This is a genomic window from Saccharothrix sp. (assembly GCF_031180885.1).
Lineage (GTDB): Bacteria > Actinomycetota > Actinomycetes > Mycobacteriales > Pseudonocardiaceae > Actinosynnema.
In genome coordinates this window covers 67,024-81,393 of sequence record NZ_JAPSLK010000023.1, presented here as the reverse complement: position 1 = coordinate 81,393, position 14,370 = coordinate 67,024, and the positions used below count along the sequence as shown (strand labels likewise).

Genomic DNA, 14,370 nt, shown 5'->3' with positions numbered 1-14,370 from the left:
GGGCTGCGCCCAGGCCGTACGGGGGACGAACCGAGGCCCTTCCTGTGGCTGATAGCCAAAAGCAAAGCAGCCGCCGCGCGGGGAAGCGGTCAGGCTGCGGTTGTGGTCCGTCCCGACAGCCCTCAGCCGGTCTTGCCGCCCAGCAGGGCGCTGGTGAGGGCGTGGCGCTGGTCGGTCATGTCGCGGGCGATGTCGAGCAGTTCGTCGCCCACCACCGGCACGCTGGAACCGTTGCGCCGCAACGCTTCCAGGACCGCGCGGCGGAGGAGTTCCTTGATGAAGCTCGCCGTCACGCCCTCCGTCGCCTCGACCACCGGGGCGAGGTCGGCCCGCAGGTCCACGTCGCGTCCGTACAACTGGAGCAGGCGCAAGCGGCCTTCCGCGTCCGGCCGGGGCACCTCCACCGCCAGGTCGATCCGGCCGGGCCGGTCGGTCAGCGCCCGTTCCAGCTCGTCCGCGCGGTTGGTGGTGAGGACGAACGTGACGTCCGCGTCCGCGCCCACCCCGTCCATCGTGTCCAGCAGGGCGAACAGCAACGGGCTGGAGCCGTTCCGGGGGTGGTCGCGGTCCATGGCGATCAGGTCCACGTCCTCGATGACCACCATCGACGGCTGGAGCCTGCGGGCCAGCGCGGCGGCCTGGCTGAGGAAGCGCATCGCCGGGCCGGTCACCAGGATCACCGTGCAGTCTTCGAGCCGGCTCATCAGGTACCGGACGGTGTGGGTCTTGCCGGTGCCGGGCGGGCCGTGCAGGAGCAGGCCGCGCTTGAGGTGCTGGCCGGCGGCGAGCAGCTTCTCCGAGTGCTCGGCGATGCCCACCACGTGCCGTTCGATCGAGTCGAGCAGGCCGTCCGGCAGGACCACGTCGTCCGGGCCGAGGGTCGGTCGCGGCAGGAACGTGACGAGGCCGTTGCCCCGGTGCTCACCCACGCCGAACGCCAGGACCTGCCCGCGCAGGGCGTTGTGCTCGCGCATCAGCCGCTCGACCTCGACCCCGGTCGCGCGGGCGGCGGACCGGTCACCGGCGAGCACCTCCAGCCGGCACGCCGGCGGCCCGTACTCGTTGTAGCCGCGGATGCCCACCAGCACCGGCGTGCCGTCGGGCGCCCGGGTGAGCGTGAGTCCGAGTTGGACCACGTCCACGCTCTCCTCGGGCCCGATCGCGGCCGTCGCGTACTCCGCCGCCCCGAGGTCGAACGCCTTCTGCCGCCGCGCCGACACCAGCATGTCCACCAGGTCGTCGGACCCCTGCTGCTGCCCGCTGATCCCGAACCACTCGGGCTCGGGTGTCCGCCCGGCGAGGTAGGCCTCCACCGCGCGGTGCACGTTGACGTGCTCCCAGGCCTCGAACTTGCTCACCACCGACACGACCTCGCCCATGTCGCACCCGAGGTGGTCCAACACCTTCGCGATCAACGGCGGCGGCCGGTCGTCGGCCTCGCGCAACCCGTCGGCGAGCTGCAACAACCGCTGCAACCCCAGGGCCAGTGCTTTGAGATCTTCAGGGTTCACATCCCCCATGTCCTCCACATGTCCCATCTTCTGCGGTCGAACGGTGCAGCGACATCCGGGAAAACCCTGGGATGCCCCTGATCACGGGTGGCGGCTGCCGGGTTCGTGTGTTTCGGGTGTCAGTCCCGGACGAGGTCGCGGCCGGCTCGGGCGTACCAGCGGGACAGTTCGGTGTCGATGCGCGCGGAGTCCTCTTCGGACAGGGTGATGGCGGGCTCCTGGTGCGGCCGGCCCTCGACGATCCGGGCGCGCAGGCCGGCCGGCTGGGTGCTCGTTCCACAGGGTCGACTTTCCATGAGCGGGCTCGACCTGGTCGGGGACGAACTGGGTCGGACCAGGTCCGCCAGCACGCCGGGGGTGACCAGCGCGGGCGAGGTCGCGATGCCGCGCGTCGGGTCGCCGTTGACGAAGTGGCCCATCTCGTGGGCCGGCAGTGCTACGCGTTGTTGCGGCTCGAGGACGCCCCAGAGGGGGAGGCCGAGGACGAGGCGCCGGCGGCGGCGCAGGCCGTGGTCGGAGGCGCCGGCGTTGAACTCGAAGTCGAGCGCCACTTCGTGCGGGGTCGGTTCGGCCGGGTGGGGGGTCCTGCCGCGTAGGCGGCGAACTGGCGTGCGTCGAGCCGGCGTGCCGCGGCCTTGAGTCTGTCCACGGCGGGGAGCGTGCCGAGGGCGGGCGTGGTCGGGCGGCGGAATCGCCGAGTCGTTATCGGGGTGGTCAGCGGAACCCCGCGGCGGCGTCGGACGGGAGAAGTGGGGTGTGGCGGACGGTGAGCAGGGCGATGTCGTCGGTCGCGGGGTGGTCGCCGACCAGGTTGGCCATGATGCGGGCGCACGCGAGTTCCGGCGCGGTCGGGACGACCGACTGGCGGAGCAGTTCCAGGCGCTCGTCCAGGTCCTCGTCGCGGCGTTCCACGAGGCCGTCGGTGTAGAGGGCGACCAGCGCGCCGGGCGGCAGGTCGACGCTGGTGCGGTGGCGGCCGGTGACGGCCAGGCGGTAGCCGATGGGCGGGTCGACCGTGGTCTCGACGAACCGCGCCTGATCGCCCGGCACGGCCAGCACCGGAGGCAGGTGGCCGGCGAGGGCGAGGTCCATGCGGCCGGTGTCGGTGTGGATCACCGCGTAGGCGACCGTGGCCATGCTGTGGTGCTCGAAGTGGGCGGCCTTGCGGTCCAGCCGACCCAGCACCGTGGCGGGGTCCTCGAACTCCAGGGCGTACGCGCGCAGGGCGCTGCGCAGGCGTCCCATCACGATCGCGGCGGCCAGGCCGCTGCCGACCACGTCCCCGATGACCAGGCCGGTGCGGTTGCCGGGCAGTTGGAACACGTCGTACCAGTCGCCGCCGACCCCGCTGTCCGCGCCGGGCACGTACCGGGCGGCCATGCCCCACCCCTCCGTCGTGGGCAGGCGGGAGGGCAGGAGGCTGTTCTGGAGCACTGCGGCGGCGGCCCGTTCGGACCGGGAGCGGTGCGCGTAGACGCCCACGGCGAGCCGGTCGGCGACGAGTTGGAGCAGGTCGACCTCGTCGTCGGTGAACCGGCGGTCCGTGGTGCTGCCGATGTGCAGCACGCCGACGAGGTCGTCCTCGGCGATCATCGGGACGCCCAGGAGGGCGTGCAGGCCGCGCTTCCAGAGCAGGGGGTTGACGACCGTCGACTCGTCCACGTGCGAGATCTGCACGGGCTCGCGGAGCTGGGCCACCCGGCCGGCGAAGCCGGTGCCGAGGGCGACCCGGACGCCCTGGAAGACCTCTTCCTCCAGGCCGACGGTGGCGCGGGCGACCAGTTGGGTGCCGCCCAGGTCGGTGAGGAGGGCGGTGACGGTGTCGACCGCGAGGAGGTCGCGGACCTTGGTGAGCAGGACTTCGAACAGCTTGTCCAGGTCGAGTTCCCGGAGGGCGCTGTCGGTGATGGCCTCCAGGAAGCGCAGCCGCGTCTCGGAACCCCGGCTGACGTCCATCACGACTCCGTCCACGTCCCCCGCTCGTGCCACGACCATACTTGGTGCCGTTTTCACGCGTCGAGAAGACGCCAGGTGGTCAGGGCGATGCGTGCTCTGGTCAGGCCGGTGGGGGTGGTGAGGTCGGTGGTGAAGGCCTTGCTCAGGTGGTCCAGGCGGCGGGCGACGCTGGTGTGGTGGAGGTGCAGCAGGTCGGCGGCCCGGCGGAGGGAGCCTGTGGTGCAGTACGCGTCCAGGGTTTCCAGGTCGTCTTCGGTGAGTTGGGAAATCGTGGTGACGTCCGGGTTGGTGCGGATCGTGTCTTGTGGGATTTGGGACAGGAGGGTCAGCGCGCCCAGGTCGTTGTAGTGGACGACCGGGTTGCGTTTCGTGGTGAATTTCAGGGCGGTTCGGGCTTGTTGCCAGGAGGTGTGGGGGTTGGTGGCGGTGCCCAGGCCGGCTTTGGCGTCTTCGGGGAAGCGGGTCGGGTCGAGGGCCGGGGCGAGGATGGCTCCCACCTCGCCCAGAGGAGCGGCTTTGACCGGGCGGGTGGGGCAGAGGCGGGTTGCCAGCTGGTCCAAAGGGGAGGGTGATCGGATGGCTGCTACCTGGACGGGGATGTCGGGCGGGAAGCCCAGCAGCCGCAGGGCTCTGGTTCTGGCGGGTTCGTCGGTGTCCGGGCTGATGACGAGTTCGACCAGGGCCGGGTCGGCCATGGTGGTGCGGGCGGGGCCGTAGCGTTCGACCACGGCCGCGGCGGCGATGGCCAGGCGGTCCAGGACGACCTCGTCGAGGGGGTTGGGCGGGCCCGGGCGTTCCAGCCAGACGGTGCCGATCTCCTCGCCGTCGAGGGTGATGGGAGCGGTGGAGGAGGCCGGGGACGGGTCGGTCGTGGCGGGGGTGCCGTCCGGGGAGAAGCGGGTGGTGGTGTCCGCGCCGCGCAGGCGGTAGCCCGTCACGCACTCGGCCAGGTTCGCCGAAGCCCTGGTCAGGGCGGGGAGGTCCACTCGGCGGCGCATGAGGGTGTCGTAGAACATGACCACGCGGAGGGCACCCTCCACGTGCGTGTCCAGATGCGACAACCGTTGGGCCAGTGCCTCCATGCGGCCAGGATAGGTGCACCGAACGGTGCGCGATCACGGTCGGACCCGCTACGGGTGGCGGATGATCATCTCGGCGCGGGTCGTTTGGATGAAGGCATGGATCCCGAGTTGGAAGCCTTCGTCCCGTTGTTCCCCGACACCGACCTGAGCGACCCGGCCGCCGCGCGGGCGAAGTTCGGCGCCCTGGCCGCCTCGGTGGCCGCGCCGGACGTCGCGGACATGGTGGTCGAGGACCGGACCGTGCCCGCCGAACCGGACGTGCCGGTGCGGGTCTACCGGCCCCGGTCGGCGCAGGGTGCGGTCCTGTGGCTGCACGGTGGCGGGTTCGTCATGGGGGACGTCGACACCGAGCACCCGTGGGCCGCGCGGATGGCGGAGCGGTCGGGTGCGGTTGTGGTGTCGGTCGGGTACCGGTTGGCGCCGGAGAACCCGTACCCGGCGGCCCTGGACGACGTGTGGGCGGTGTTGCGCTGGGCGGTCGAGCAGGCCGACGAGTGGGGGATCGATCCCGCGCGGATCGCGGTCGGCGGGCACAGCGCGGGCGGTGGGTTGGCGGCGGCGCTGGCGTTGCGGGCGCGCGACGAGAACGGGCCGCGGATCTGCTTCCAGCTGCTGAACCAGCCCGGTTTGGACGACCGGCTGGACTCGTGGTCGGCGCGGAACTTCACCGACACGCCCTGGATGAACCGGGCGAAAGTGGCTTGGGCGTGGCGGCACTACCTGAGCGGTGTCGCGGAGGTGGGGCCGTACGCGGCGCCGGCCCGCGCGACCGACCTGTCCGGGCTGCCGCCCGCCTACATCGCGTCGGCGGAGTTCTGCCCCAACCGGGACGAGAACATCGCGTACGCGCTGCGCCTGTTGCAGGCGGGCGTGTCGGTCGAGTTGCACCAGTGGCCGGGGACGTTCCACGGGTCGCAGGCGATCTTGTCGGCGGAGGTGTCCCAGCGGCAGATCGCCGAGCTGGGTGCGGCGCTGCGTCGTGGGCTGGCGGGCTGATGGGCGTTCTGGTGCGCCCGTTCGTGGGCTCGTTCGCGCTGGTCGTGGTGTTCCAGGTGGTGGGGGCGGTGGCCGGGCTGGTGCCGTTGCTCGCGGTGGTCGAGCTCGGTCGGCTGCTGCTCCAGGCGGGCCCGCTCGACGAGGGCCGGGTGTGGTTCGTCGTCCTTGCCGGCGCGGTCGGGTTGTTCGTGCGGCTGGTGTTCACGGCCGCGTCGTCCGGGGTCGGGCATCTCCTGGACGGGCGGGTGCAGTTGTCGTTCCGGCGTCGACTGGCCGAGCAGCTCGGGCGGGTGCCGATCGGGTGGCTCTCCGGCCGTCGGACGGGCGAGTTGGCCAAGGTCGTGGGGGAGGACGTGAGCGCCGTGCACCCGTTCATCGCCCACACCCCCGGTGACATGGTGGCGGCGTTCGTCGTGCCGCTGGTGTCGCTGGTCTACCTGCTCACCGTGGACTGGCGGCTGACGCTGATCACCCTCGGGCCGGTGCTGCTCGCGATCGCGTTGGTGCCGTTGATGATGACCCCGGCCCGGCGGCGCGAGCAGGAGGAGTTCGACGGCGCGATGGGGCGGATCTCGGACTCCGTGGTGGAGTTCGTGCGGGGGATCGCGGTGGTGAAGGCGTTCGGCGGGGCCGGGCGCGCGCACCGCCGGTTCCGGACCGCCGCGGACGAGTTCGTCGGCACGTTCAGCCGGTGGGTGCGCGGTGTCTCCGGGATCGCCGCGGGCATGCAGCTGGCCCTGTCGCCGCCGTTCGTGCTGCTGGCGGTGCTGACCGGGGGCGCGGTGCTGATCGGCGACGGCAGTCTCGCGCCGGCCGACCTGCTGCCGTTCCTGCTGCTCGGGCTCGGGTTGACCGCCCCGGTCGCGAGCCTCGGGCACGGGTTCGACGACATGCAGGCCGCCCACCGCGCGGTCGGGCGCATCCGGGACGTGCTGGCGGTGCCGCCGCTGCCCGAGCCCGCGCACCCGGCCACGCCGGAAGGCCACCGGGTGGAGCTGCGCGGCGTCCGGTTCGGCTACGACGACGACCACGAGGTGCTGCGCGGCGTCGACCTGGTCCTGGAGCCGGGCGCGTTCACCGCGCTGGTCGGCCCGTCCGGCAGCGGCAAGTCCACGCTGATCCGGCTGCTGCCGAGGTTCTTCGACCCGACGCACGGCGCGGTCACCCTCGGCGGGGTCGACCTGCGCGACCTGGCCGACCGCGACCGCAACCGCCTGGTGTCCTTCGTCTTCCAGGACGTCCACCTGCTGCGCGCGTCGGTCGCGGACAACATCGCGCTGGCCGTGCCGCACGCCGACCGCGAGGACGTGGTCCGCGCCGCCCGCCGGGCCGGCATCCACGACCGGATCCTGGAACTGCCGCGCGGCTACGACTCGGTGATCGGCGAGGACGCGGGCCTGTCCGGCGGTGAGGCGCAACGCCTCTCGCTGGCTCGCGCCCTGCTGGCCGACGCACCGGTCCTGGTGCTCGACGAGGCCACCGCGTTCGCCGACCCGCGCACGGAGCAGGCCGTGCGCCGGACGCTCGCGGAGTTGCGGGGTGAGCGGACGGTGCTCGTGATCGCGCATCGGCTGGAGACGGTCGCCGATGCCGACACCGTGGTGGTGCTGGAGAACGGGTCGGTGGTCGAGCGCGGGACACCGGCGGAGTTGGTGGCGCGGGGCGGGACGTTTTCCGAGTTGTGGAAGGGGGTGGCGCAGTGATCACGGTGTTGTCGCGCGTGCTCGGGCACGAGTACGCCGGACCGATGCGCCGCACGGTGGCGCTGATGGCGGCGACCGCGATCGCCGAAGGCCTGTCGTACGCGCTGCTGGTCCCGGTGCTGCGGGCGCTGTTCGGCGGCGGGGACGCGTGGCCGTGGCTGCTCGGGTTCGGGACGGCGGTCGCCGGGTACGCGGTGCTGCGCTACGTCAGCGACCTGGCCGGGTTCAGGGTCGGGACCTCGGTGATGCACGGGGTCTACCACCGGCTCGGTGACCACCTGGCCCGGCTGCCGATCGGCTGGTACACGGCGGGCCGGGTCGGGGAGGTCTCGGCGCTGGCCGGTCGGGGCGTGCTGCAGGCGATGAGCGTGTCGGCGCACTTCCTGGCGCCGTTCATCTCCGCGTGCGTGACGCCGTTGACGATCGTCGCGGTGATGCTCGCGGTCAACTGGCAGCTGGGGCTCGCCGCGCTGGCCGCCGTGCCGGTCGTGGCCGCGGTGCAGGTGTTCGCGGCCCGCCGCAGCGTCGCCACCGACGCCGAACGCGCCGCCCGCGAGCACGACGCCGCCGCGCGGGTCATCGAGTACATCGAGGCCCAGCCGGTGCTGCGGGCCGGCGGCCGGACCGGCGAGCGGTTCCGGCTGCTGGACGACTCGCTGCGCGGCCTCCACCGCGCGTCCCGCCGGTCGGCGCTGTCCGCGCTGCCGGGTGTGGTCGGGTCGGCGTTGACGGTGCAGGCGGTGTTCACCGCGTTGGCGGCGCTGGGCGCGTACCTGGCGCTGGGCGGGGAGATCGGGGCGGCGGAGGTGCTGGCCACGCTCGTGCTGGCGGCCCGGTGCGCGGACCCGTTGCTGGCGTTGTCCGAGGTCGGTGGCGCGTTGCGGGCCGCGTTCGCCGAACTGGCCAGGCTGGACGCGGTGTTCCGCACCGAGCCCCTGCCGGTCGCGCCGCAACCGGTGGAGCCGTCGCACCACGACCTCTCGTTCGAGGAGGTCACCTTCCGCCACGGCGACCGGACTGTGGTCGACGGGTTGTCGCTGTGGGTGCCGCACGGGCATCGGCTTGCGGTCGTCGGCCCGTCCGGGGCGGGGAAGAGCACGCTGCTGCACCTGCTCGCGCGCTTCCACGACGTGGACGCGGGCGCGGTCCGCGTGGGCGGCGTGGACGTGCGGATGATCGACCCGGACGTGCTGATGTCCAAGATCGCGATCGTCTTCCAGGAGGTTTACCTGTTCGACGGCACCGTGGAGGACAACGTCCGCCTGGGCCGTCCCGACGCCACCGACGCCGAGGTCCGCGCGGCGGCGAAGGCGGCCCGGCTGGACGAGGTGGTCGAACGGCTGCCCGGCGGGTGGTCGGCCGGCGTCGGCGAGGGCGGGGCGCTGCTGTCCGGCGGCGAGCGCCAGCGCGTGTCGATCGCCCGCGCGCTGCTGAAGGACGCGCCGATCGTCCTGCTGGACGAGGTGACCTCGGCGCTGGACCCGGTCAACGAGGCGGCGGTGCACGAGGGCGTCGAGCGGCTGATGGCCGGGCGGACCGTGGTGATGGTGGCGCACCGGCTGCGGACCGTGCGGCGGGCCGACCGGATCGTGTTCCTCGACCGCGGCCGCGTGGTCGAGGAGGGCACGCACGACGAACTCCTCCAGCGGGGCGGCCGGTACGCGGACTTCTGGGCGCTGTCCGCGGTGGGCTGAAACGGGGCGTCGGCGACGTAACCTGACGGCGTGGACCTGCTGGCCGCCGCGCTGCTCCGCGTCGCCGACCGCCGTGGCCGTCCGGTGGGTGCCGCGTTCGCCGTGGCCACCGCCGACGGTCCGCGCGTGATCACCGCCGCGCACGTCCTGGTGGACGGCGCGACGGTCACCACCGTGGACGGCCGGGAGCGCGTCCACGTGGCGCTGGGCGACGACCGGGTCGTCACGTGGCGGGACAACCAGGAACGGGTGCTGGTGTGGCGGCTGGACGGCACGCTCGTGGCCGACGTCGTCGTGCGCCCGCCGGCCACCGCGCCGGTGGGTGACCTGCGCGACGACGTCCCGCCGTCCTGGGCCTTCCGGCCGACCGCCGACCCGGGCACCCTCGTCGCCCACAACACCGACAACGGCGAGGTGCACCTGGTGGCGATCCGCGACCCGTCCGCCACGGGCTGCGGCTAGACGACTGCACCGCGCCGCCGAGGGGAACCCCGGGCGCATGGGAGCACGCGCGGTCCGGGGACGGCTGGGGCTCGTCGGCGCGGCGGCGGCGCCGGGGACGTACCTGGGAGCGGCGGACTACCTGGGGTGGCCGCACCCGGAGGTGGGGGCGCCGGTCGCGGCGGTGGTGTTCGGGTTCGGGATCGTGGCCTCCGCCTTCCTGCTGACGTGGGCGGCGGAGGCGGCGCAGGTCGATCTCAGCGCCGGGTTGGCGATCGCGGTGTTGGCGGTGCTGGCGGTGTTGCCGGAGTACGCCGTCGACCTGGTGTTCACGTTCCGCGCCGGGCAGCAGTACGCCGAACAGGGGAGTTGTGAGCACGGGGGAGTGAACCCGTGTTCGTTGGCGCTGGCCAACATGACCGGCGCCAACCGGATCCTGGTCGGGTTCGGGTGGCCGTTGGTGGTGCTGGTGGCGACGGTCGCGGCGGTGCGGGCGCGGCGGCGGAGTGCGACGGCGAGTCCCGGGCGGGTGGCGCTCAAACCGGTGATGGCGGTGGACGTCGTGTTCCTCGGCCTCGCCACCCTCTACTCGCTGACCCTGCCGCTGCGGTCGTCGCTGACCCTGGTGGACGCGGTCGTGTTCGTCGGGATCTTCGCCGCCTACGTGTGGCGGCTGGCCAGGGCGCCGCGCGAGCAGCCCGACCTGGCCGGGGTCGCCGCGTGGGTCGCCGACCGGCGCAAGACCGCGCGGCGGACGGGGGTGGCGGTGCTGTTCGGCACGGCCGCGCTGGTCATCCTGGCCACCGCCGAGCACTTCGCGGAGAACCTGGTCGCCACCGGGCACGCGCTGGGCGTGGACGAGTTCCTGCTGGTCCAGTGGGTCGCGCCGATCGCCAGCGAGTCGCCGGAACTGGTGGTGGCGTGCCTGTTCGCCGCCCGGCTGAAGGCCGCCGAGTCGCTGGGCACCCTGCTGTCGAGCAAGGTCAACCAGTGGACGCTGCTGGTCGGCACCATCCCGATCGTGTTCGCGCTGTCCTCCGGCACCGGCCACGGGCTGCCGCTGGACGACAACCAGCGGCTGGAACTGCTGATCACGGCGGCGCAGTCGCTGTTCGCGGTGGCGGTCCTGATCGACCTGGGCGTGACCGCGGTCGGGGCGACCGGGCTGCTGGTGCTGTTCGTCGTGCAGTTCGCGGCGAGCGTGACGCTGTCCGCCGAGGCGAACCGGGTGGTGTTCCTGGTGTTGTCGGCGCTCTACGTGGTGCTCGCGATCGGCCGCCTGGTGGCGGTGCGGCGCGCGGCGGTGCGGACCGTGCGGGACGGCCTGACCACGCGACTCACCGAACTGGACGCCGAACCGACCGGCCGGCGGTGACCTCCCAGTGGGCCTGGACCTCGTCCAGCGAGCGGCCCTTGGTCTCCGGGGCCAGGAAGAACACGAACAGCCACGCCAGCGCGGTCACGCCCAGCAGCAGCAGGTAGGTCCCGGCGCCGCCGACGGCGTTGAGCAGGTCGAGGAAGAACTGCGCCACGACCAGGTTGGTCGTCAGGTTGGTCAGCAGCATCGCCGACGCGCCCGCCCCGCGCAGCCGGTCCGGGTAGCCCTCGGCGGCGAACACCCACACCAGCGCCCCGAACCCGGAGTTGAAGCCGACCACGAAGACGACGAGCCCGGCGAAACCCACGACACCGGGGGAGTCGGCCGCGAACACCACCACCATCAGGGCGTGCCCCAACGCCATCAACGCGGTGCCGGTGAGTAAGGCGGGCCGGCGGCCGAACCGGTCGACCGTCAACGCGCACGCCAGCGCCGCCACCGCGCCCGCGAGCTGGACCAACCCGGGCAGCACCAGCAGACCGAACGTGTCGGTGAAACCCATGTGCTGGAAGATCCGCGGGCTGAAGAACACCATCGCGTTGATCCCCGTGGCCTGCACGAAGAACCCGAGTGCGACCACGAACAACGTCAGCCTCCGGTGCCGGGGGCCGATCAGGCTGCGCAGGACGCCGGTCGGGCGCGGCTCGCCCCGCAGGTTGCGCCACCGGTCGGTCTCGGGCAGCGGCAGCAGGCGCACAGCGGTGGCCACGGCGAGTGCGCCCGGGATCGCGAGCATCAGCCGCCACTGCCCGCTGTCGGCGAGGACGTAGCCGCCGAAGTAGCCCAGCGCGCACCCGAGCGAGGTCGCCACCTGGTAGAGCACGGCGATCCGGCCACGGGCGCGGGTCGAGGCCGACTCGGCGATGAAGACCGGCGTCGCCACGATCGCCATGCCGATCGCGGTGCCCTGCACGAACCGGCCCGCGTCCAGCCACACCAGCCCGCCCGCCGTCACGGCCAGTCCGGTGCCCGCCAGGTACAGCGCGATCAGCACGAGCAGGGTCGTGCGACGGCCGATCGCGGTGACCAGCCGGCTGCCCAAGAGGGCGCCCGCAATCCACCCGGCGGCGGTGGCCGAGTACAGCGAGCCCTGCCCGGTGGTGGTGAGCCCGAAGTGGTCGGTGACCTGCAGCAACGCGCCCGCCATGGCGGTGGCGTCGTACCCGCACGTCAGTCCCATGAGCACGGCGAACAGGCCCACCCTGGTGTTCATCGGTCCTCCTCGGCCGACCGGACGGCGGCCATCACGGCGGGGTGCACGGCGGGCGTGGCCAGGCAGACGTCGAAGACCCGGTCGGCTTGAGCCAGCGGGTCGATCAGGTCCAGCGGACGGCCTTGGAGGTCTGTGCAGACACCGCCGCACTCCTGAAGCACGCACACCACCGCCGCCAGGTCCCAGATGCGGCAACTGCGGTGCACGAACGCCCCATAAGCCCCGTCAGCGACCATGCACAGGTCGAACACGCTGTTGCTCATCCGCACGCCCAGGCACTTGGATCCCAAAGCGGCCACCAACCGGCCCTCGAAGTCCATCTCCGGGCCTTTGTCCATGCCGTAGGCCACCAACGACCGGTCGGGCGCGGTGTCAGGCAACGGAGAAAGCGCTTTCCCGTCGCGGGTGGCTCCCCGGCCGGTCTGGGCGAGGTAGACGGTGCCGAACGCGGGCAGCGCCATACCGCCCGCGATCACGCCCTCCGGCCCGACCGCCGCCATCATCACCCCGTACAGCGGGCTGCCGGCGGCGTAGTTGCTGGTGCCGTCCAACGGGTCGATCACCCAGGTGATCCCGTCGCCGGGCCTCGCACCGCTCTCCTCCTCCAGGATCGCGTGCGTCGGGAAGGTGTCCCGGACCCGTCCGGTCAGCAACGCGCTCAACGCCAGATCCGCCTCGGTGACGACCTGGTTGGGGTCCTCCTTCACCGACGCACGCCCACCGCGCATCCGGACGGCCACGGCAAGCGCTTCCCGGAGGCACGAGTCGAGGAACGCGGTGTAGTCGGGAGTCACCGCACGGCCTTCGCGTACTCCGCGATGATCGGCCGTTCCGGCGAGATCACCGAATCCGGCACCTCGTCCAGCGCGAAGAACCGCCAGGTGCTGTTCTCCTCGGTGTCCAAGGCGATGGAGGCTTCATGCGGCAACCGCGCCACGTAGGCGACGGTGACGTTGAAGATCTCGTCGCCGTTGGGGTAGCGGTAGTAGTAGTCCGCGCCGGAGAAGACCCCGAGCAGGCTCAACTCGTCCACGACCAGGCCGGTTTCCTCCTCGACCTCCCGCCGCCCGGTCTCCTCGAAGGACTCGCCGGGCTCCATGAGCCCGCCGGGCAGCCCCCACCCGCCGGTGTCGACCCGGGCCAGCAGCAGCACCCGGCCGGCGGGGTCGGTCACCACGACCGAGGTCCCGGGCAGGATCAGCGGCCGGGTCCCGACCAGCGCGCGCAGTTCGGCCACGTAGTCGTTCACGATGCCTCCGTGTCGGTTCAGCGGCCCGCGTGCAGGTCGTGGACGAGGTCGCAGATGCGGTCCACGAGGTGCGCGGGCATGTGCGAGTAGAGCGGCAGCGTGATCATGCTCGACGCCAGGGCGTCGGTCACCGGCAGGTCCGGGCCGGTGACGTCCCGGTAGGCGGTCTGCCGGTGCAGCGCGGGGCTGAAGTACTTGCGGGTGCTGACGTTCTCCCGCGCCAGCCGCGCGGCCAGTTCGTCGCGGTCCATGCCGAACCGGGTCGGGTCCACCCGGATCGCCAGGTCCTTGTAAGCGCTCACGGCGCCTGGCGGGACTTCCTGGAACTCCAGACCCGGCAGTTCGGACAGTCGCCGCCGGTAGATGTCCACAAGGGACTGTCTGATGTGGAGCCAGCGTGGGAAACTCTTCATGGCGTGCGCACCCATGAGCCCCGAGACCTCGGTCATGCGGCCGTTGAGCCCGATGAACCTGCTGTCGTAGTCGCCCGGGTTGCCGTACTCGCGGGCGGTGCGCAGTTCGGCGGCGAAAGCGGCGTCGCGGGTGGTGATCAGGCCGCCCTCGCCGGTGCTCAGCGTCTTGGTGGGGCTGAGGCTGAACACCTCGGCCACACCCTTGCCGCCGACCATCGTCCCGTCCGGGTACCGGCTGCCGAATCCGTGCGCGGCGTCGAAGATGAGTGGTATGCCCCGGGAATCGCACAGCGCCTGCAACCGGTCGGCGTCGCACGGGACGCCGAAGGTGTGCACGGCCAGGACGGCCGAGGCCTCCAGCGGGGCCACCGCGTCCGGGTCCAGCGTCCACGTGCGCGGGTCGGCGTCGGCGAAGCGGACCCCGTGGCCCGCCCAGGCGACGGCGTGACCGGTGGCCATGAACGTGAAGCTGGGCACCACGACGTCCCCGGACCGGCCCAGGCAGCGCAGGACCAGCATCAACCCGGTCGTGCAGCTGCTGACCGCCACCACGTGCACGCCGCCGAGGTAGGCGCCCGCGGCCTCCTCGAACTCCCGCACGTGCCGGCCGTTGGTGAGCATCCCGGACCGGAAGACCTCCTTCAGCGCGGGTTCCAGGTCGGTGTCGGCGTCCACCGTGGGGCGGGTCAGCGGGACGGGTTCGGGGAAGCGCGGCGGGCGACGGGTGTTCACCG

General features: G+C 72.5%; 13 protein-coding genes. 5 read left to right on the top strand and 8 right to left on the bottom strand.

Going from position 1 to position 14,370, the window contains the following annotated elements; translation table 11 throughout:
- Positions 1-122: 122 nt before the first annotated feature.
- The 4 genes from RIN75_RS24625 to RIN75_RS24610 form a co-directional block, all read right to left on the bottom strand.
- Positions 123-1,520 carry an ATP-binding protein gene (locus RIN75_RS24625; protein ID WP_309114402.1) on the bottom strand — a complete coding sequence of 466 codons (1,398 nt, stop codon included), beginning with the start codon at positions 1,518-1,520 and terminating at the stop codon, positions 123-125.
- Between the two features lie 110 nt (positions 1,521-1,630).
- Positions 1,631-2,062 carry a hypothetical protein gene (locus RIN75_RS24620; protein ID WP_309114375.1) on the bottom strand — a complete coding sequence of 144 codons (432 nt, stop codon included), beginning with the start codon at positions 2,060-2,062 and terminating at the stop codon, positions 1,631-1,633.
- 163 nt (positions 2,063-2,225) lie between these two features.
- Entirely contained in the window at positions 2,226-3,482 is a 1,257-nt protein-coding gene (locus RIN75_RS24615) for a SpoIIE family protein phosphatase (protein WP_309114374.1), read from the bottom strand.
- Between the two features lie 38 nt (positions 3,483-3,520).
- Entirely contained in the window at positions 3,521-4,549 is a 1,029-nt protein-coding gene (locus RIN75_RS24610; RefSeq protein ID WP_309114373.1) for a helix-turn-helix domain-containing protein, read from the bottom strand.
- Positions 4,550-4,645: 96 nt separating this feature from the next.
- Here RIN75_RS24610 and RIN75_RS24605 point away from each other — a divergent pair, with 96 nt between their 5' ends.
- The 5 genes from RIN75_RS24605 to RIN75_RS24585 are packed head-to-tail and all read left to right on the top strand — an operon-like array spanning position 4,646 to position 10,758.
- The gene (locus tag RIN75_RS24605) at positions 4,646-5,545 is read left to right on the top strand and encodes an alpha/beta hydrolase (protein ID WP_309114372.1); all 900 of its coding nucleotides are present in this window, start codon (positions 4,646-4,648) and stop codon (positions 5,543-5,545) included.
- Positions 5,545-7,248 (top strand): ABC transporter ATP-binding protein, encoded by a 1,704-nt coding sequence (locus RIN75_RS24600; protein ID WP_309114371.1) that lies wholly within the window; start codon positions 5,545-5,547, stop codon positions 7,246-7,248. Before RIN75_RS24605 ends, RIN75_RS24600 begins: the two co-directional genes overlap by 1 nt.
- Entirely contained in the window at positions 7,245-8,942 is a 1,698-nt protein-coding gene (locus tag RIN75_RS24595; RefSeq protein WP_309114370.1) for an ABC transporter ATP-binding protein, read from the top strand. Before RIN75_RS24600 ends, RIN75_RS24595 begins: the two co-directional genes overlap by 4 nt.
- Positions 8,943-8,972: 30 nt before the next feature.
- A complete protein-coding gene (locus tag RIN75_RS24590) occupies positions 8,973-9,404 on the top strand; it encodes a hypothetical protein (RefSeq protein WP_309114369.1) in 432 nt (143 codons plus the stop codon).
- Between the two features lie 37 nt (positions 9,405-9,441).
- Complete coding sequence (locus tag RIN75_RS24585) at positions 9,442-10,758, top strand: sodium:proton exchanger (protein ID WP_309114368.1); 1,317 nt, start codon at positions 9,442-9,444, stop codon at positions 10,756-10,758.
- Here RIN75_RS24585 and RIN75_RS24580 read toward each other — a convergent pair.
- Genes RIN75_RS24580 through RIN75_RS24565 form a run of 4 tightly spaced genes read right to left on the bottom strand, consistent with a single transcriptional unit; the run spans position 10,721 to position 14,368 of the window.
- Positions 10,721-11,974 (bottom strand): MFS transporter, encoded by a 1,254-nt coding sequence (locus tag RIN75_RS24580; RefSeq protein ID WP_309114367.1) that lies wholly within the window; start codon positions 11,972-11,974, stop codon positions 10,721-10,723. The genes RIN75_RS24585 and RIN75_RS24580 overlap by 38 nt on opposite strands.
- Positions 11,971-12,768, bottom strand: a complete 798-nt coding sequence (locus RIN75_RS24575; protein WP_309114366.1) for an inositol monophosphatase — start codon at positions 12,766-12,768, stop codon at positions 11,971-11,973. Before RIN75_RS24575 ends, RIN75_RS24580 begins: the two co-directional genes overlap by 4 nt.
- Positions 12,765-13,223: an NUDIX hydrolase gene (locus tag RIN75_RS24570; RefSeq protein ID WP_309114365.1), complete on the bottom strand. Its 459-nt coding sequence runs from the start codon at positions 13,221-13,223 to the stop codon at positions 12,765-12,767. The genes RIN75_RS24575 and RIN75_RS24570 overlap by 4 nt, the downstream gene beginning before the upstream one ends.
- Before the next feature lie 17 nt (positions 13,224-13,240).
- Positions 13,241-14,368 (bottom strand): DegT/DnrJ/EryC1/StrS family aminotransferase, encoded by a 1,128-nt coding sequence (locus RIN75_RS24565; RefSeq protein WP_309114364.1) that lies wholly within the window; start codon positions 14,366-14,368, stop codon positions 13,241-13,243.
- Positions 14,369-14,370 lie beyond the last annotated feature (2 nt).

What these genes read in the sequence shown, in the direction of transcription:
- RIN75_RS24610 (WP_309114373.1), bottom strand. Translation starts at nt 4,549, where the DNA reads ATGGAGGCACTGGCCCAACGGTTGTCGCATCTGGACACGCACGTGGAG.
- RIN75_RS24580 (WP_309114367.1), bottom strand. Translation starts at nt 11,974, where the DNA reads ATGAACACCAGGGTGGGCCTGTTCGCCGTGCTCATGGGACTGACGTGC.
- RIN75_RS24585 (WP_309114368.1), top strand. Translation starts at nt 9,442, where the DNA reads ATGGGAGCACGCGCGGTCCGGGGACGGCTGGGGCTCGTCGGCGCGGCG.
- RIN75_RS24600 (WP_309114371.1), top strand. Translation starts at nt 5,545, where the DNA reads ATGGGCGTTCTGGTGCGCCCGTTCGTGGGCTCGTTCGCGCTGGTCGTG.
- RIN75_RS24625 (WP_309114402.1), bottom strand. Translation starts at nt 1,520, where the DNA reads ATGGGGGATGTGAACCCTGAAGATCTCAAAGCACTGGCCCTGGGGTTG.
- RIN75_RS24605 (WP_309114372.1), top strand. Translation starts at nt 4,646, where the DNA reads ATGGATCCCGAGTTGGAAGCCTTCGTCCCGTTGTTCCCCGACACCGAC.